This window comes from Eubacterium ventriosum, assembly GCF_025150745.1.
Lineage (GTDB): Bacteria > Bacillota > Clostridia > Lachnospirales > Lachnospiraceae > Eubacterium_G > Eubacterium_G ventriosum.
On the sequence record NZ_CP102282.1, the window covers coordinates 1,721,846 to 1,741,113 of the forward strand.

Annotated in this window: 17 protein-coding genes, 1 riboswitch and 1 other annotated feature; of the genes, 14 read left to right on the forward strand and 3 right to left on the reverse strand. The window is 35.1% G+C overall.

The annotated features are described in order from the left end of the window. Window positions 1-24: 24 nt before the first annotated feature. Window positions 25-1,128 (reverse strand): prephenate dehydrogenase, encoded by a 1,104-nt coding sequence (locus NQ558_RS07700; RefSeq protein ID WP_005362984.1) that lies wholly within the window; start codon window positions 1,126-1,128, stop codon window positions 25-27. A gap of 329 nt (window positions 1,129-1,457) precedes the next feature. Between NQ558_RS07700 and NQ558_RS07705 the strand changes: the two genes are divergently transcribed. The 14 genes from NQ558_RS07705 (at window position 1,458) to NQ558_RS07770 (ending at window position 18,364) form a co-directional block, all read left to right on the forward strand. Further along, window positions 1,458-3,533, forward strand: a complete 2,076-nt coding sequence (locus tag NQ558_RS07705; protein WP_005362983.1) for an elongation factor G — start codon at window positions 1,458-1,460, stop codon at window positions 3,531-3,533. A 156-nt stretch (window positions 3,534-3,689) separates the two neighbouring features. Continuing rightward, window positions 3,690-3,945 (forward strand) — a binding site (T-box leader). A 122-nt stretch (window positions 3,946-4,067) separates the two neighbouring features. Continuing rightward, the gene (gene trpF, locus NQ558_RS13210) at window positions 4,068-4,157 is read left to right on the forward strand and encodes a phosphoribosylanthranilate isomerase (protein WP_005362982.1); all 90 of its coding nucleotides are present in this window, start codon (window positions 4,068-4,070) and stop codon (window positions 4,155-4,157) included. Window positions 4,158-4,175: 18 nt separating this feature from the next. Further along, the gene (trpB, locus tag NQ558_RS07715) at window positions 4,176-5,381 is read left to right on the forward strand and encodes a tryptophan synthase subunit beta (protein ID WP_005362981.1); all 1,206 of its coding nucleotides are present in this window, start codon (window positions 4,176-4,178) and stop codon (window positions 5,379-5,381) included. Next, window positions 5,374-6,147, forward strand: coding sequence for a tryptophan synthase subunit alpha (trpA, locus tag NQ558_RS07720; RefSeq protein WP_005362980.1), 774 nt, complete (start codon window positions 5,374-5,376; stop codon window positions 6,145-6,147). The genes trpB and trpA overlap by 8 nt, the downstream gene beginning before the upstream one ends. 177 nt (window positions 6,148-6,324) lie before the next feature. Next, window positions 6,325-6,430: riboswitch (TPP riboswitch) on the forward strand. A 68-nt stretch (window positions 6,431-6,498) separates the two neighbouring features. After that, a complete protein-coding gene (thiM, locus tag NQ558_RS07725; protein ID WP_005362976.1) occupies window positions 6,499-7,320 on the forward strand; it encodes a hydroxyethylthiazole kinase in 822 nt (273 codons plus the stop codon). Further along, window positions 7,307-7,954 carry a thiamine phosphate synthase gene (gene thiE / locus NQ558_RS07730; protein ID WP_040447092.1) on the forward strand — a complete coding sequence of 216 codons (648 nt, stop codon included), beginning with the start codon at window positions 7,307-7,309 and terminating at the stop codon, window positions 7,952-7,954. Before thiM ends, thiE begins: the two co-directional genes overlap by 14 nt. A gap of 8 nt (window positions 7,955-7,962) precedes the next feature. Beyond that, window positions 7,963-8,628, forward strand: coding sequence for an HAD family hydrolase (locus tag NQ558_RS07735; RefSeq protein ID WP_005362972.1), 666 nt, complete (start codon window positions 7,963-7,965; stop codon window positions 8,626-8,628). A 449-nt stretch (window positions 8,629-9,077) separates the two neighbouring features. Beyond that, a complete protein-coding gene (gene thiD, locus NQ558_RS07740) occupies window positions 9,078-9,866 on the forward strand; it encodes a bifunctional hydroxymethylpyrimidine kinase/phosphomethylpyrimidine kinase (RefSeq protein WP_005362970.1) in 789 nt (262 codons plus the stop codon). Window positions 9,867-9,887: 21 nt separating this feature from the next. Next, window positions 9,888-11,057 (forward strand): putative hydroxymethylpyrimidine transporter CytX, encoded by a 1,170-nt coding sequence (gene cytX, locus NQ558_RS07745; protein ID WP_005362968.1) that lies wholly within the window; start codon window positions 9,888-9,890, stop codon window positions 11,055-11,057. A 70-nt stretch (window positions 11,058-11,127) separates the two neighbouring features. Next, the gene (locus tag NQ558_RS07750) at window positions 11,128-12,798 is read left to right on the forward strand and encodes a PP2C family serine/threonine-protein phosphatase (RefSeq protein ID WP_040447091.1); all 1,671 of its coding nucleotides are present in this window, start codon (window positions 11,128-11,130) and stop codon (window positions 12,796-12,798) included. Between the two features lie 141 nt (window positions 12,799-12,939). Beyond that, a complete protein-coding gene (locus tag NQ558_RS07755) occupies window positions 12,940-14,352 on the forward strand; it encodes a hypothetical protein (RefSeq protein WP_040447089.1) in 1,413 nt (470 codons plus the stop codon). Window positions 14,353-14,385: 33 nt separating this feature from the next. Beyond that, entirely contained in the window at window positions 14,386-16,800 is a 2,415-nt protein-coding gene (gene leuS / locus NQ558_RS07760; RefSeq protein WP_005362960.1) for a leucine--tRNA ligase, read from the forward strand. A 121-nt stretch (window positions 16,801-16,921) separates the two neighbouring features. Beyond that, entirely contained in the window at window positions 16,922-18,040 is a 1,119-nt protein-coding gene (locus NQ558_RS07765) for an Ig-like domain-containing protein (RefSeq protein WP_005362958.1), read from the forward strand. A 6-nt stretch (window positions 18,041-18,046) separates the two neighbouring features. After that, window positions 18,047-18,364 carry an HTH domain-containing protein gene (locus NQ558_RS07770; RefSeq protein ID WP_005362956.1) on the forward strand — a complete coding sequence of 106 codons (318 nt, stop codon included), beginning with the start codon at window positions 18,047-18,049 and terminating at the stop codon, window positions 18,362-18,364. Window positions 18,365-18,433: 69 nt separating this feature from the next. Here NQ558_RS07770 and NQ558_RS07775 read toward each other — a convergent pair whose 3' ends face one another. Together NQ558_RS07775 and NQ558_RS07780 are read right to left on the reverse strand one after the other, a co-directional pair. Further along, entirely contained in the window at window positions 18,434-18,727 is a 294-nt protein-coding gene (locus tag NQ558_RS07775) for a hypothetical protein (protein WP_005362955.1), read from the reverse strand. A gap of 14 nt (window positions 18,728-18,741) precedes the next feature. Next, window positions 18,742-19,098, reverse strand: a complete 357-nt coding sequence (locus NQ558_RS07780; protein ID WP_005362953.1) for a hypothetical protein — start codon at window positions 19,096-19,098, stop codon at window positions 18,742-18,744. Window positions 19,099-19,268 lie beyond the last annotated feature (170 nt).

Consider the following 19,268-nt stretch of genomic DNA (forward strand, 5'->3'; position numbering starts at 1 on the left):
AAACGAGGGGGCAAAATTATAACTCTATTTTCTTTTTATTACATTATATCTATGGCGTTCAAGTTGTTCCACAGCTTTGTTGGCTGATGTTTCATCATAGAATGAAATCTTTAATACGCCATCTTCAAATTCTCTATTATGTATAATGCCGATGTTTTTGATGCTGACTCCGTTTGTTGCAAGTATTGTGGCAATTGTAGCTATTGCACCGGATTCATCTATAATGTTGCAGTAAACATTGTAGCTTCTTGAAATAAGACTGTTGTTACGGTCTTCAATGCTGTCGCGGTAGTCACGGCTTTCTGAAATTAAATCAAAAATGCCCTGTCCCTTATGCTGGTCAAGGTCTTCTTTAATTTCAAGAAGGCTGTCAATATATTTCTGTAACATGTCACTAATATTAGTATTGTTTGTCATACAAATCTGTTCCCACATTTCAGGTGAAGAAGAAGCAATTCTTGTAATATCCTTAAAACCACCGGCTGCCATAGTTTTCATATATTCATTTTTTGAATCATTATGCTTAACCAGATTAACAAGGCTGGCAGCAATAAGATGTGGCAGGTGACTGATTGTAGCAACTACCTTATCATGTTCTTCATATGATATATTAATTGGAATAGCCCCAATACCCTGAACGATTTCAGTAAACTCTTCAACACGCTCTTCACTAACAGCGTCAGTAGGAGTAATGGCATAGTATGCATTTTCAACCAGACGGTCATTAGCATAAGTGTAGCTTGTTTTTTCAGAACCGGCCATTGGATGTCCGCCAATAAAATTTTTCTCCAGCCCAAGTTCTTCAACAGCCTTATGGATATTGCCTTTAACACTTCCCACGTCAGTGATAATGCAATCATCTTTTATAATATCTTTAAGAATCTTTAAATATTCAACATTTTTTTCAACAGGAGTGCAAAGAAAAATATAATCACACTCATTAAAAGTTTCATTAACTTGTGGAACAGCAATATTGGCAGTTCCGTCATTGATAGCCATAACTCTAGGCTCAGCGCTTCGATTGTATACAATAATCTTACAACTTGGGTAAACACGTCTAAGTGCCTTGGCAATTGAACCCCCTATTAAACCAATTCCTACAAATCCAAAAGTAATATGTTCTCTCATAACTCTATTAAACTCTGATAAATCAGATTTCCTCCTCCTTTAACTTTAACGCTTTAAAGTTTAACACTTTAAAGTCAAAACTGCAAGCATAAATTTAGAATTATCTAAAATTATTAAAAAAATATATTCTAAAATATAAAAACTAAAAAACAAAGTTATAAATATATAATAAAAACAGTAGATACAAATTAAAAAATTAGAGAACCCCAAAAATTTGCTTACACGGCTTGTTAAAGATTTAACTTTGTTGTAAAGAACCGGCATATAGAGTAAAATATATTACATAGAATTGTAACGGATTTTAAAAATTAAATAAGGAGGCCGGATTTATGAACGTATATGAAACATCCAGTATTAGAAATGTTGTTTTTCTTGGTCACGGAGGATCAGGAAAGACTACTTTGGCAGAAGCCATTTCTTATTCTACAGGAGTAATTACCAGAATGGGACGGGTGCAGGACGGTAATACTATCAGTGATTATGATAAGGAGGAGATTAAACGAAAGTTTTCCATAAATGCTTCAGTTATACCGGTAGAGTGGAATGGTTTGAAGATTAACATTCTTGACGCACCGGGATATTTTGATTTTGTGGGTCAGATGGAAGATGCAATGAGTGTTGCTGATGCAGCAGTTATTGTTGTAAATGGCAAGGCGGGAATCGAAGTTGGAACAATTAAGGCTTGGGAGATTTGTGAGAGAAGACAGATTCCAAGAATATTCTTTATTACCAACATGGATGATCCTAATGCTAAATATATGGAAATCGTGGAGCAGTTGAAAGAAAGATTTGGAAAGAAAGTGGCTCCATTCCATTTGCCTATTATTGAAGATGGAAAGTTAACAGGATATGTTAACGTGGTAAAAATGGGAGGCAGAAAGTTTACCGACGACCTTGGAAGCTATACGGAAAGAGATATTCCTGAGGATTTAACACCAGAACTTGAACCTTGTAGGGAACAGTTAATGGAAGCAGTGGCAGAATCAGACGAAGATCTTATGGATAAATATTTTTCAGGGGAAGAATTTACATACGAGGAGATTTCAATGGCTCTTAGAAGAAGTGTTATCAAGTGTGACATTGTTCCGGTACAGATTGGCTCAGGAGTAAATTGTCAGGGCGTTAACAGCTTTCTTCAGACTTGCGAGAAATATTTTCCATCAGCAGATAAAGCTGAAGTAATGAAGATTGCCATAAACTTAGAAACAGGAGAAGAAGTTATAGGTGATTTTGATTGGAACAAACCTGTTTCAGCATATGTATTTAAAACTATAATGGATCCTTTTGTTGGTAAGTATTCTCTTGTAAAAGTTAGAACCGGAGTGTTGTGTGCAGGGGATACAGTTTACAACGCCACAAAAGATGTAGAAGAAAAACTAAGTAAGCTTTACGTAATGCGTGGCAAGAATGTAATAGAGGTTCAAAAACTATACGCAGGAGATATTGGAGCAATTGGCAAGCTTGCCAGCACAAGAACAGGAGATACCTTATCAACTAAGGAATGGCCTATAGAATATCATCCAACAACAATGTCAAAGCCTTATACATATGTAAGATATAAAGCAGTTAACAAGGGTGAAGAAGAAAAAATAGCCCAGGCTTTAAACAAGCTTACAATTGAAGATTTAACATTGAAGGTGGTTGTAGATGATGAAAATAAGCAGACATTACTTTATGGAATAGGTGAACAGCAGTTAGAAGTTGCAGCATCTAAGCTTGAAGAAAGATATAAGGTTAAGATTACATTAGAGAAACCTAGAATTGCTTTTAGAGAAACAATAAAGAAGAAAGTTCAGGTTCAGGGCAAACACAAGAAACAGTCAGGTGGTCATGGTCAGTATGGAGATGTTGTAATGGAATTTGAGCCGTCAGGAGATTTGTCGAAACCTTATGAGTTTGAGGAGAAGATTTTTGGTGGAGCAGTTCCAAGAAATTATTTCCCTGCTGTAGAAAAAGGTATTCAGGAATGTGTTAAAGCAGGTCCACTTGCGGGGTACCCTGTAGTTGGAATTAAGGCTACTTTAATTGATGGCTCATATCACCCTGTTGATTCATCTGAAATGGCATTTAAGATGGCTACAGTATTAGCATTTAAGAAAGGTTTTATGGAAGCTAACCCGATATTGCTTGAGCCTATTGCACTTTTAAGCGTTACAGCACCTGATAAATATTCAGGAGACATAATGGGCGATTTAAATAAGAGAAGAGGAAGAATAACTAACATGATTCCAACAGATACAGGAAAGCAGATTATAGAGGCTGAAGTCCCAATGTTAGAATTGTCGGGTTATTCAACTTCACTACGTTCAATTACCGGAGGAAGTGGAGATTTTGAATATGTAGTATCAAAATACGAGCAGGCACCGGCAGATGTTCAAAACAGAGTGATTGAAGAGCAGAAATAATCAAACTTAAAAAACAAAAGACTACGATGTCTAATTAAGTAATGCAATGAAATCAAAATAAAGTAAAAATAGTGAAATAATAAAAATAATCAATTGATTAGATAAAAATAGTCATTGATTTTTAGAAAAAAACAATATAGAATTGTCCCAACAGTGATTAAACCGTTGATCGGGAGTAAGTAGTTACAAGAGATGTTTTTCAGAGAGTTGTCGGTTGGTGTGAGACAATAAACTATCAGTAATGAATGGACCTGAGAGGGCAGCTTGAAACCAATATGATAATCATAGGAAGTAGACGCTGACGGATCCTTACCGTTATAGAAGGTAGCATATGATGGTATGCAATGAGTGAATGTGTTATACATTAATTTGGGTGGCACCGCAGAAGTTTATTATAGCTTTTGTCCCTTTACGAGAAGTAGAGGGATGAAAGCTTTTTCTTTTGTCCCAAAATAAAAATAAGGAGGACAACATGAAAACACAATCGTTTAACGAAATCGAAAATTTGACTAAAGAGTACAGTATGATTCCAATATGCAAGGAGATTTATGCAGCGGAGTTGAAACTGACGGAATTAAGGACAAAGAAAAAATCAAAAAAGTAATAGAAATTGTAAGGCAATAATTGCAGATAGGAGATAAAATGAGCGATACAAATAATACAAACTCAAAAGGACGATTTGGAAGATATGGCGGACAGTATGTTCCGGAAACATTAATGAACGCAGTAAATGAATTGGAAGAAGCATATAATCATTACAAGGACGATCCTGAATTTAATAAGGAATTAACAGACCTTTTAAATAACTATGTAGGCAGACCATCTTTGCTTTATTATGCAGAAAAAATGACAAAGGATTTAGGTGGCGCAAAGGTTTATTTAAAGAGAGAAGATTTAAACCATACAGGTTCTCACAAACTTAACAATGCCATGGGTCAGGTTTTACTTGCAAAGAAAATGGGAAAAACAAGAGTTATAGCTGAAACAGGTGCAGGACAGCATGGTGTGGCAACAGCAACGGCAGCAGCTTTAATGGGAATGGAATGTGAAGTCTTCATGGGAAAAGAAGACTGCCAAAGACAGGCACTTAACGTATTTAGAATGCAACTTTTAGGAGCAAAAGTTCATCCTGTAACAAGTGGAACAATGACATTAAAAGATGCAGTAAACGAAACTATGAAGGAATGGACTAACAGAATTGATGACACACATTATGTTTTAGGTTCAGTAATGGGACCACACCCTTTCCCGACTATTGTACGTGATTTTCAGGCAATAATCAGCAAGGAAATAAAAGAACAGTTAATGGAAAAAGAAGGCAAATTACCTGATGCAGTAATCGCCTGTGTAGGCGGCGGTTCAAACGCAATCGGTGCTTTCTACAATTTCATTGAAGATAAAGACGTTAAATTAATCGGTTGTGAGGCAGCAGGACTTGGAGTTGATAATCCAAAGAACGCAGCAACAATGGCTAACGGTTCAGAAGCTATTTTCCACGGAATGAAGTCTTTATTCTGCCAGAATGAATATGGTCAGATTGCCCCTGTTTATTCAATTTCAGCAGGACTTGATTATCCGGGAATCGGACCTGAACATGCAATGCTTCAGGCAGAAAAAAGAGCAGAATATGTGGCAATTACAGATGAAGAAGCAGTTGATGCTTTTGAATATTTGTCAAAAACAGAAGGAATTATTCCTGCAATTGAAAGTTCTCACGCAATTGCATATGCAATGAAGTATGTGCCAACTTTGGACAAAGATAAAATCGTAGTAGTTAACGTGTCAGGTCGTGGTGACAAGGACGTGGCAGCAATAGCAAGATATAGAGGAGTACAGATTTATGAGTAAAATAAAAGAAGCATTTAAGAATGGAAAAGCATTTATACCTTTTATAACAGGAGGAGATCCTGACCTTGAAACAACAAAGAAACTTATTATTGAAATGCAGAATGCAGGGGCAGATATAATTGAAGTGGGAATACCTTTTTCAGACCCAATCGCAGAAGGACAGGTTATTCAGAAGGCAGATTTAAGATCATTGGAAGCAGGCTGTACAACAGATAAGTTAATGGATGCTTTAATTGAAATAAAAGACCGGATTCATATTCCATTAGTTTTTATGACATACATAAATGTTATTTACAAATATGGGAAAAAGAAATTTATGGACAGGTGTAGTGAATGTGGAATTTGTGGAATAATTGTTCCGGATTGTCCTTATGAAGAAAAAAATGAACTTTTGCCTGAATGTACAGAGGCAGGAATTGAATTGATTTCTATGATAGCTCCAACATCTCACGACAGAATAAAAATGATTGCAAAGGAAGCTCAGGGATTTCTTTACTGCGTATCTTCACTTGGAGTTACAGGTGTTAGAAAAGAAATAAAAACAGACATTAACGGAATGATTGAACTTGTTAAGGAAGTTTCAGATGTACCTTGTGCAGTAGGTTTTGGAATTTCCACACCAAAGCAGGCAGAAGATGTATGCAAATATGCCGACGGAGCAATTGTTGGCAGTGCTATTGTAAGAATTGTGGCAGAACATGGAAAAGACAGTGTACAATATGTTTCACAGTATGTAAAAGAAATGAAAGAGGCTGTAAGAAAATAGAATTAATCAATAGAATTAGGTGTCAAAAAGCCAGAAGTTTATTATACGGATTAATATAAGCTTTGCACTCCCACAATTCTTCCATATAATAATAAATATCTATTGAATTATTTTCCAATAGGTTATAAAATATACTCTGTAAAGTGCTTATGGACACAGAGAAAAAGGAAAATTTAATAATTATAACAGGGGAGCTTGTAGGCAGGCTGAGAGGAAGTAATCAACTTCGACCCATGAACCTGATTTGGATAATGCCAACGTAGGAAGAAATCAATTTTAAGATTCATTGCGGACAGACCAAATAGGTTTGTCCTTTTTCTTTTGTGAAAAATTAAATTCAGGAGGACAAAGATGTTTAAAGAATGTTTAGAAAATGTTAGAAAGAATGTGCCATTAGTACACAATATTACAAATTATGTAACAGTAAATGATGTTGCAAATGTTTTACTTGCCTGTGGAGGAAGCCCTATTATGTCTGATGACATTGATGATGTGGTAGATATTACATCTATTTGTGGTGGACTTAACATTAATATTGGAACATTAAACAAGAACACTATTCCTTCAATGTTTGCAGCAGGAAAGAAAGCAAACGAATTAGGTCATGTTGTTTTACTTGACCCTGTTGGAGCAGGAGCAAGTGCCTTAAGAACTAACACAGCTAACGAACTTATGAAAAAAATAAAGTTTGATGTTGTTAGAGGAAATATTTCAGAAGTTAAGACTTTAATGGTTGGAAGTGGAAGTACTAAAGGTGTTGACGCTGACGTAGCCGATAAAGTTACAGATGAAAATCTTGAAGAAACTATTTCTAAATTAAAAGCTTTTTCAAAAGCAACAGGAAGCATTATTGCCGTAACAGGAGCAATTGACTTAGTTTGCAATAGTGAAAAATGCTATGTAATAAGAAATGGTAAGCCACAGATGAGTTCAATTACAGGAACAGGTTGTCAGCTTTCAGGACTTATGACAGCATATTTAGTAGCTAACTCTGAAAACAAGTTAGAAGCAGCCGCAGCTGCAGTTTGCTTAATGGGACTTGCAGGAGAGATTGCTTATGACAGAATGCAGGATGGTGATGGCAACTCAACATACAGAAACAGAATTATTGATGCTATCTACAACATGGATGGAGAAACATTGGAAAAAGGAGCAAAATATGAAATCAAGTAATACTACAACAGATGAGTTATTACTATATGCAGTAACAGACAGAGCCTGGCTTGGAAACGAAACACTTTATGAACAGGTTGAAAAATCATTAAAGGGTGGAGTAACTTTTGTACAGCTTAGAGAGAAAAAACTTGATGAAGAAAGTTTTTTACAGGAAGCCATTGAAATAAAAGAGTTATGCAAAAAGTATAACGTTCCATTTGTAATAAATGATAATGTAGACATTGCCATAAAAATGGATGCAGACGGAGTACACGTTGGACAAAGCGATATGGAAGCAGGAGACGTTAGAAAGAAACTTGGTCCTGACAAAATTATTGGCGTTTCAGCCCAGACAGTCGAACAGGCAATTTTAGCTGAAAAACACGGAGCTGACTACTTAGGAGTTGGAGCAGTATTTCCAACAGGCTCAAAAGATGATGCAGAAGATGTACCTTTTGAAACATTAAAAGCCATATGTGAAGCGGTAAGCATACCAGTAATCGCAATTGGCGGAATAACAAAGGACAACGTAAAAGAACTTGCAGGAAGCGGTATTTGCGGAATCGCAGTAATAAGTGCCATATTTGCAAGCAAAGACATAGAAACTGCAACAAAAGAACTAAAAGTCAACACAATAAAAGCTGTAAAGTAGGAGAACAAATGTCAACAGGATTTATATTTGATGTAGATGGAACAATACTAGACTCAATGGGAATATGGATGAACGTAGGAGAACTATATCTAAAAGATATGGGAATAAAGGCGGAACCAAATCTTGGAGAAATTCTATTCGAAATGACAATGAATGAAGGTGCAGAATACATACAAAAAAAGTATAATCTAAACCTTACAACAGAAGAAATATGCACCGGAATAAACAACCGTGTATACAAATTCTACGAAAAAGAAGCAATGCCAAAACCAAAAGTTATCGACTTTATAGAACAAGCCTACGAGAACAAAATCCCAATGACAATAGCAACGTCAACAGACAGACCAATGATAGAAGCAGCTTTCAAAAGACTGCACATAGACAAATATTTTAAAAAAATATTTACCACGACAGAGGTTGGGTATGGAAAAGACAAACCGGACATCTTCATAAAAGCAATGGAAGAAATGGGAACAACACCAAAGCAAACATGGCTATTTGAAGATGGAGCATACTCAATAGAAACAGCCAAACAACTAGGCATAAAAACAATAGGAATCTACGATCCTGCAAGCGAAAAAGACCAGGAAAAAATAAGAAACCTAACAAACATCTACATAAAAAATTGGACAGAACACAAAACCCTACTTAACCAAATACAAAACAACAAGTAGAAACAACCTAAACAAAAAACAACAGGGAAAAACTATTTAATCAAAAACAAACAACAGGGTTTCCTATTATTCAAACAAACAATAATAAACCCTGACAAAGCGATAAATTGGGGGCACCACCTTATATCGCTATACAAAACACAAGCCAACCTAAAAGGAACAACTTGTGAACCACAAAAACTAAAAACTTACAGGCAAAACATTATATAGTGAAAGTACTATTATCACCGGCGGAAGAAAATTTTGAAAACAAACAATAGGCAGATTTTGGCAATTTTGCGAGCATAGTGTAAAGCGAGAAACCTACTGTTTGAGCCGTAGGCGAGTTTAGGTTTTCGCTTTACAATAGACGGCGGAGCAAAATAACAAAATCAACGTGTTTGTGACAAAATTTTCTTTCGCCGGTGAGGAAAACTATCAGTAAAGTTTTGCCGGAAAAGGAGAAAAGAATGAACACAGCATTAACAATTGCAGGAAGTGATTCTTGTGGAGGCGCCGGAATACAAGCAGACATAAAGACAATGACAGCTAATGGAGTTTATGCCATGAGTGCTATTACAGCCTTAACTGCTCAAAATACAACCGGCGTATCAGACATCTATGAAGTAAGCCCTGAATTTTTACAGGCACAGCTAAAAGCTATATTTGAAGACATAACACCGGATGCCATAAAAATAGGAATGGTATCATCAAGTGACTTAATCAAAACAATAGCTAAAAGCCTAAAAGAATACAATGGAAAGAACATAGTTCTTGATCCCGTTATGGTTGCAACAAGCGGAGCAAAATTAATAAGCGATGATGCCATAAGCACTTTAAAGGAATACTTAATTCCTTTGGCAACAGTAATAACACCAAATATTCCGGAGGCAGAAGTATTATCCAATATGGAAATACATAACGAAGAGGAAATGATAAAGGCAGCAGCAGTTATTAGCGAAAAATATGACTGCGCCGTATTATGCAAGGGCGGTCACAGCATAAATGATGCCAACGACCTTCTTTACAGAAACGGTGAATACAAGTGGTTCTATGGTAAGAGAATTAACAATCCTAATACACATGGAACAGGATGTACACTTTCCAGTGCCATAGCTTCAAATCTTGCAAAAGGCAGAGATTTGGATACATCAGTGGAAAAGGCAAAAAAATATATTTCAGGAGCATTATCAGCAATGCTTGATTTAGGAAAAGGCAGTGGTCCTATGAATCATGCATTTGCAATTAAGTGCGACTAAAAAAGGAAAGAGGTACATAAAATGGATAAAAAAGGGACATCAATATTTAGTAATAGTTTAATTTGGTTTGGAGCAGGTGTATCAATTGCAGAAATTGTAACAGGTACATATCTTGCTTCACTTGGAATGGAAAAAGGCATTCTTGCGATTATTATCGGACACTTAATTGGCTGCTCACTTTTATTCCTTGCAGGAGTAATCGGTGCAAAGACAAAGAAAAGTGCAATGGAAACAGTAAAGATAAGTTTCGGTCAGAAAGGAAGTATTCTGTTTTCAGTATTAAATGTTATTCAATTGGCAGGATGGACAGCCATTATGATTTATGACGGCGCACTTTCAGCCAACGGAATTTTTAATACAGGAAACTGGGTGTGGTGCATTGTAATCGGTGTACTTATTATTATTTGGATTTTTATTGGAATAAAAAACATCGAAAAAGTAAATGTTGTTGCAATGACAGCTTTATTTATTCTAACAATTATTTTGTGTAAAGTTGTTTTCTTTGACAACGGTGTGGCAACAAGTATTCCTGATGATGGATTAACGTTTGGTGCGGCAGTAGAACTTGCAGTAGCAATGCCACTTTCCTGGCTTCCATTAATCAGTGATTACACAAGAGAAGCAGAAAAGCCAATTAAGGCAACAGCAGCAAGTGCCATTGTTTACGGAGTTGTAAGCTGTTGGATGTATATAATTGGAATGGGTGCAGCTATTTTTGCACAGAATGCAGGAATCGACCAGATAATGTTAAAGGCAGGTCTTGGAATAGCAGGACTTCTTATAATTGTTTTTTCAACAGTTACAACAACATATTTGGATGCATATTCAGCAGGTGTTTCAAGTGAAACAATCTTTAGCAAAATTAATGGAAAGTATATGGCAATTGCAGTAACAATCGTTGGTACAATAGCAGCAATTATTTACCCAATGGACGATATTACTGATTTCCTTTATTTAATAGGTTCAGTGTTTGCACCTATGATTGCAATTCAAATTGCAGACTTCTTCATTATCAAAAACAATAGCGAAGATAAAAACGTTGAAATTACAAATATTATAATCTGGGTTATTGGATTTATTCTATACAGATATCTTATGACAGTTGATATAATTGTTGGAAATACATTGCCTGATATGGCAGTTACTGTTATTATATGTATTATAGTCAGTAAATTTAAAAAGGCTAAATAAGTAGCGCAGATTATTTTGACTTAAAGAACAATCATATATAATCTGTGCCAAATGGGAAATGGAGAAATGTATGATTAATTATGGATTTTCAATAAAAGGAAAGTCCCACAGTACCAGAAATATGGCCTGTCAGGACGCTAATAAAGTAATACAACTTAATAATGGATGCTCAGTAGGTTTAGTAGCTGACGGTGTAGGAAGTGCAAAATCTTCCGATATAGGAGCAAAGATTGCAGTAGAAAAAGCAGGAGAATATTGTAGTGAAAATATTAATTCCGGTATGAATTTAGACCAACAATTGCAGGTATTAAAGGATTCTTTTTCTTATGCATTAAATAGCATTAACCAGTATGCAACAGAGAACAATGCACAGATTGAAGATTTCGATACAACTCTTAGCGGAGCGATTTATGATGGACAAAGCATTGCTTATGGACACGCCGGGGATGGTGGCATAGTTGTAAAAAAGAATGACGGAACTATGGATATCATAACTGAACAGCAACAGGGTGAGAACAAGCAGTATGTTAAGCCATTGAGAGCAGGAGAAGGCAGTTGGAGCTTTGGAAAGTTAGATAACAACATTGCTTCAGTTATGCTTGTTACAGATGGTATTCTTAATGAACTTATTTCACCATTTTTGTTAAATGCCACAGACAGTGTTGCAAAAGCAACAGGTCAGAAGAAAGTTTACAATTCAGCAGCAGAATTTCTTATGAATCCTGACTGTGTTATGAATAATAAGTCATTTAACAATCCTAAGAACATTCTTGAAAGTTTCTTAGACGGAGATATGGACAGAAATGTTTTTTCTAATTGCTTGAAGAATGGATATAGTAAGTTTTTCGACGAAAATCTTACAAAAAGATTGTGCGACGGAATGGCTAAGTATAGCTATCCTGTTTGGGCAATAGACCAGATTACAGACGACAAAACTGTTGTATGTATGATGAATGAACAGGCAAAGGTTTCATGCCAGCCACCTGCATTTTACAGCGAACCGGATTGGCAGGGATTAAAAACCACATATGAGAAAATGGTTCATCCTGAAAAATTTGCTAATGAACAGCCTAAGAAAGATTTGGAAAGTACACAGCAGATTAATACAGACAACAATGCCAAAAAGCAAAGTCAGAACAAACCTAAGTCAGAAGACAATGCTAAGAAGCAGTCTGACAATAATAAAAACAAAACAAAAAAGACAAAGAAAACTAAGACTAAAAAGACCAGAGGCAGAAGCAAAAAGTCAAGAGGAGGCATAAGCACTCCAAGCTTAGGTCGCAGGGAGAGAAGAGGAAGAAGAGGCAGACGTCAGAGAAAGCAGCATCATTTCTTCACTAACCTGTTATTATTCTTAATTCTTATTTGTATGGCTGCAGCAGTTGCAGTGGGAGGTTTGTTTGTATATAAACGTTATTACCAGAATAGAAATAATAATGATAGCCAGACTGAAAGTGTAAATAAGAATAGCAAGTCAGATACAAACAGTGGAGATTCAAACGGAAGCGATGATGTAGGTTCTGATAATGGTTCAGATAGTTCAACTGGAAGTGATTCAGGAAGTTCAGATGACAGTTCCAGTGGAAGTTCAGAAAAGTCAGATAGCGATTCTAGTGGAAGTTCTGATTCAGGAAGTTCAAGCTCAGATTCATCTAATAACGGAAGTAGTAGCGATTCATCAGATTCAGGTGACAGTTCATCAAGCGATGGCACTGATTCACAGGCAGTTGATGGAGAATAATATCCTACAAAAATAATATAAAATAAAAAGGTTTCTTGAAAAATGCTCACAATGATGTATAATATTGTGGTATGCGTAGGCATTTTTTTAGAAGCCTTTTTCTTTTAATAACAAAATACCTACAGATTTAGGGGTACTAAGTTGAATATTAAAGATTTATTAAAAAGTAAAAAGTTTAAAAATATACTGATAACAATAGTAGAAATTCTTGTTGTGGCAGGAATAATATTTGCAGCGTTAATGTATATGCAAAGCAAGATTAACAAAGATGCAGATAAGACCAGCGGTGTTGGAAATAATATCGCCAAAGATGAAGAAGAGGAAACAGTACAGAAACAAGCAGATGAATTTTATTTGCAGATTAATATGGCAAAGAATGTTATGGTAGTCTACAGATATGATGCTGACAAGAAGAACAAGACAGCCTATAAGATTTTTCCATGCACATTGGGAGAGAATGTTAAAAAGGGCAAATACAAAACTGAAAAGAGCTATTCATGGGTTAAAAACAATGGATGGCACAGGTACAATACTTTATATACTTATTCAGCATGGATTCAGTCAGCAGAATATAGCGACAGATATCCTGATACTTTAGTTAAGAAATCTTATGATTCAGTAGGTAAGAATAAGAAAGTTGACAAGTCAATTATTTTGTATGCATCAGATGCAGCTTGGGTTTACAATAACTGTAAGAACAAGACAGTGCTTGAAATAGTGAAAGGTTCAAAGAAAGACCAACTTCCACTACAGGTTGGAAAAAAGACTGAAACAAACAAGTATTGTGGATGGGATCCTACAGATCCTGATAAAAGCAATCCATACTTGAAGAAAGCTAATGGCACAATAGCAACAGGATACACACCTGTTAATGTTGAAAAAGGTGAAAAGATAGATTATTTTAGTAACCTGTTAGCATTAGATGAAACAGGAAAGAATATTACAGGAAAGCTTAAGTATAATAAGATTGATTCTTCCAAAACAGGAACATCTAAAGTGACATATACTTACAAGCTTAAATCAGGTAAGAAGATAACAGCTTCATTATCATACAAGGTAGTTGATACAACAAAGCCTAAGGTTACATGTTCTAAGACTCAGTTTACTTATGAAGTAAAAAGCAAAGACCAAAAGGATATGAACAAGGAATCTAACGCTAAGGCTATTAAAGAAATGGTTAGAAAGTATGTATCCTGTAATGAAAGTGACGTAACAATCACAATAACAACAGTTGATCCATTGGAATTAAAGGAAGGCAACTTCCCGGTTTCAATTAAGGCACAGGACAAGGCAGGAAACGTTGGCTCATGTCAGGTAATGTGTGAAATAAAAGTAAAAGAATCTGAGGGTAATAAGCGATTTGAACCGTCAAAGGCTCAAAAGAAGAAACTTAAGCTTCCTAAGGAGACTACAAAGAAGTCTGAAAAAACAACAAAGGAAAAAAAGACTAAGGAGAAAGCAACAAAGAAGGAAAGCGAAACAACAAAAAATGTTAAGCAGCCTGAAACAACTAAGTCTTCTAAGAAAGACACAACAACAATAGCTAAAGATTAAATTTTTATACATATTTTTAGGAGGAAATAAATTATGGCAACACCTTATAATCATAAGGAAATTGAAAAAAAGTGGCGTCACAATTGGGATGTAACCCCTATTAATAAAGACACTACAAAACCCAAATATTATTGTCTTGATATGTTCCCTTATCCATCAGGATCAGGACTTCATGTAGGACATTGGAGAGGATATGTTATTAGTGATGTATGGAGTAGATATAAGATGCTTCATGGTTATCATATTATTCATCCTATGGGATGGGATGCTTTTGGTCTTCCGGCAGAAAACTATGCTATTAAGATGAAGACACATCCAGCTATTTCAACAGCAGCTAATATTGCAAACATTAAGAGACAGATTAATGAAATTGCTTCTCTTTATGACTGGGATATGGAAGTTAACACAACAGATCCTAAGTTCTATAAATGGACTCAGTGGATTTTTGTTCAGATGTTTAAGAAAGGACTTGCTTACGAGAAAGAAATGCCAATTAACTGGTGTCCATCATGTAAGACAGGTCTTGCTAACGAAGAAGTTGTTAACGGATGCTGTGAAAGATGTGGAGCAGAAGTTACAAAGAAGAACCTTAAGCAGTGGATGTTAAAAATCACAGCTTATGCTGACAGACTTCTTGCAGATTTAGACAAGCTTGACTGGCCTGAAAAAGTTAAAAAAATGCAGGCAGATTGGATTGGAAAATCATATGGTGCAGAAGTTGACTTTAAATTAGAAAACTCAGATGAGAAGATTACAGTATATACAACAAGACCTGATACACTTTACGGTGCAACATTTATGGTACTTGCTCCTGAACATACTATGGCAAAATCTCTTGCAACAGATGAGACAAGAGCAGATGTTGAAGCATACATTCAGATGGCAGCTAATAAGTCATCTGTAGACAGACTTCAGGGAAAAGAAAAAACAGGTGTATTTACAGGAAGTTATGCAATTAACCCATTAAACGGTGCAAAGGTTCCAATCTGGCTTTCAGATTATGTACTTGCTGACTATGGTACAGGTGCAATTATGTGTGTTCCTGCACATGATGACAGAGACTTTGCTTTTGCAACTAAGTTTAACATTCCAATTATTCAGGTTATTGCAAAAGATGGTAAAGAAATCGAAAATATGACAGAAGCTTACACAGAAGCTGTAGGTACTATGATTAACTCAGGTGAGTGGAATGGTATGGAATCTTCTGTTCTTAAAAAAGAAGCTCCTCACATTATTGAAGAAAAAGGATTTGGTAGAGCTACAGTTAACTATAAATTACGTGACTGGGTATTCTCAAGACAGAGATATTGGGGTGAACCTATTCCAATCGTACATTGTCCTGACTGTGGAGCAGTTCCGGTTCCTGAAGATCAGTTGCCATTATTATTACCTGACGTAGAATCATATGAACCAACAGGTACAGGTGAATCACCACTTGCAGCAATAGATGAATGGGTTAACACAACTTGTCCTTGCTGTGGAAAACCTGCAAAGCGTGAAACAAATACAATGCCACAGTGGGCAGGATCATCATGGTATTTCTTAAGATATATTGATAATAAGAATGACAAAGAACTTGTTTCAAGAGAAAAAGCTGACAAGTATCTTCCTGTAGATATGTACATCGGTGGTGTTGAACATGCAGTTCTTCACTTACTCTATTCAAGATTCTATACTAAGTTCTTACATGATATCGGAGTAGTTGATTTTGACGAACCATTTAAGAAATTATTTAACCAGGGTATGATTACAGGTAAAAATGGTATTAAGATGAGTAAATCAAAGGGTAACGTTGTTTCACCTGATGATTTGGTAAGAGATTACGGATGTGACTCATTAAGACTTTATGAAATGTTTGTAGGACCACCTGAACTTGATTCAGAATGGGATGAAAGAGGAATTGATGGTGTATATAGATTTATCACAAGATTCTGGAAGTTAGCAGTAGATAGTATTGAAGCTAATGTTGAGCCAACTAAGGAAATGATAAAACTTCGTCACCAGATGGTTCATACAATTACAAGACGTCTTGAAGACTTTAGTTTAAATACAGTAGTTTCAGGTTTTATGGAATTTAATAACAAGTTTATTGAATTAGCTAAGAAAGAAGGCGGAATTGACAAAGAAACAATTCAGACTTTCGTTACATTATTAGCTCCATTTGCACCACATATCGGTGAAGAATTGTGGGAAAGACTTGGAAACACAGGTAGCGTATTTGAAAACAACAAGTGGCCTGAAGCTGACGAAGAACTTATGAAGGATGATGAAATCCAGGTTCCTGTTCAGATTAACGGTAAGACAAAAGTTGTAATCAGTGTACCTGCTGACATCTCAAAGGATGACGCTATTGCTCAGGGTAAGGAAGCATTAGGCGACAAGTTAACAGGAAACATTATTAAGGAAATTTATGTTCCGGGAAGAATTATAAATATAGTTGCTAAATAATTAAGTATTTAGTTGAAAAGCTGTTGTTAGGTTGTGATGACCTGATGGCAGCTTTTATCTTTATAGACAAGAAATACCAAGTGTGATAAAATTTTGAAAAAGATAACGTTTAGGGGGCAATATGAAACAGATAAAACATAATCTAAAATTCATCATATCAATAGCAATCTTAATAATGGTTACATTTATAACTAATTGTTATTTGGTAAAAGCAGATGAAACAAAAAATCCAAGTATAAATTCAACAATTACTTTTTATGGAAATATGTCAAACGAAAAGGGCATAATTTTGAAATGGTCTAAAGTACCAAAGTCAAAGGGTTATGTTATTTACAGAAATAATAAAAAAATAGCTACAATAAAAAGTAATAAAATAAAAAACTATACTGACAAAAAAGTTAAGGCAAGAAAAAAGTATACATACGAAATCGCTCCTTATACGGAAGTTAAGGGAAAGAAAGTCTTAGGTGTAAAAAGCTATAAAATAAGAGTGAAAGCAACTAAAAGAAACGCTAAAAAAATCAACCCGGCAAGAGTGGTAATTCCTGATCTTTATTATGAAGATAATTACTATGTAGGTTTGTATGAAAGTATAAAATTACATGCAAAAGCAAGAGTAAATAAAGGATTAAAAAAGAAGAAAGTATATAACAGTAATCTTGTTTGGAGTAGCTCAGATGAAAGTTTGGCAACAGTAGATCAAAAAGGTGTCGTTACGGCTAATGATAATAGGAAAACAGGAACGGTCTATATTACAGCCAGAGCAGTAAACGGAGTGAAAAAGATTATAAAAGTGGATGTGATGAATTATTATAATCCTGTCAAATTTAAAAATTATAAAGTTGTTCCAGAAGAATTAGCACCTTTATTTGGAAAGTACAAGAATGAAATGTGCGATATAGCTACATATTTTGCTTTTGATAATAAAATTAGTAATGTGAAAATTGACTTAGAAGAAGATGGATTGTCGGTAAAAACACAACCTGAAATAAAATTAAATGAAAAGATAGAAAAGTCATTATACACTGTTATGAATGATTTGTGCCTTCATTTTGAAATTAAAGATGGTTATTTAAAAGTAACTTACAACGATTACTTTTCAGATGGAAGTATTTTTAAATATAATATTATTTGTTGTATTGACAAGGCATCAGAAGAAAAATTTAAATATCAAATTGGTTATGCAAAACTATGTGAGCGTTGGTATTATAGCGAAGAGAGAAAATATAATATGGAGTAAGAGGTTATGGAATTACAGGACAAAAAATATAGGATTTTAGATATTTTCTTTAGACTTCTTAAAGGCGAGTTTGTGTCTGTGAGACAGTTGGCGGATGAATATTCTGTTTCAGGCAAAACGGTTTCCAGAGATATAAATGAAATAAGGGCATATTTATCTGAGAACGAATATAGAAACGGAAACGCCCAGATTGAATATTCCCATAGGGAGAAGGCATATTATTTGTCTATGGATGATTTTTTGTCCAGTAAGGAATTGCTGGTGCTTATAGAAATTTTAATAGCAAGCCGTTCTTTGCCGAAAGACAGTATGGAAGAAATATGATTACAGTGTACAAAGTCATTCATCCACTTGTGATGAAACAAAAGAGGATGAGTGACTTTGGGACACACATCAATTCATTTTCTTTCGTTTCCCAAGCATGCTTACCATCCTTTTTATGGTATCAATTCTTTTGATTTCCTCAGGCGACATATCAGCTTTTAGAACTTCAAGTATGGCATCTGTTTCTTTGTCGGTGAAGTTTATGCCATTTTTGGATGCCTGATTAGTTTCTTTAATAAAATATGTAAGCATTTGCTTTGCATCCATATCTCCTGCACCATTTAATATTTTAGTTAGAACTTCCATTTTTTCAGTAGAAATATCTGAAAGTATAGGATTTTCCATCCATTTGTTATTAATCATAGAACCTCCTTAAATCACATACCAAACATATCCATGTATCCGCTTAAAATATCCTGCTTTGCCCCGTCATCCATATTCATCATTTCTATAACAGTCATTAAAGTTTCAAGAGTTTCCTTGTCCCCGTCATTTAAAAATTCCTTAATATCTTCAAGCATACTTTCAAGCCCTTTATGATTGGCATTCATAGTTGCAATGGAAACATTTTGGTTAACACGAAAGGTATTTTCAAGCTCTATAAACTTGATATAAACCCCGAGAACAGTTGCAAGATTATTATCAATATAAGGGATTATGGCTTTTACTAACTGCATAGTCTGATTAGTTACCATGGAATCGAATTTTGTTTGCATAAAACGGTTGTTTTCCATATAACCATAATCCCCCCGGATAATATTGTGTTGTCTGTTTTATTAAGTTTATGCTGTAAAAACAAATAAAATACTAAATTAAAAATATGCGCACATAATACTTGTAAGTAAAACAAACAGGTTTGTGTCTTCTATATTATTGTATAAAAGAGCGTTTTTGGTCAGACATA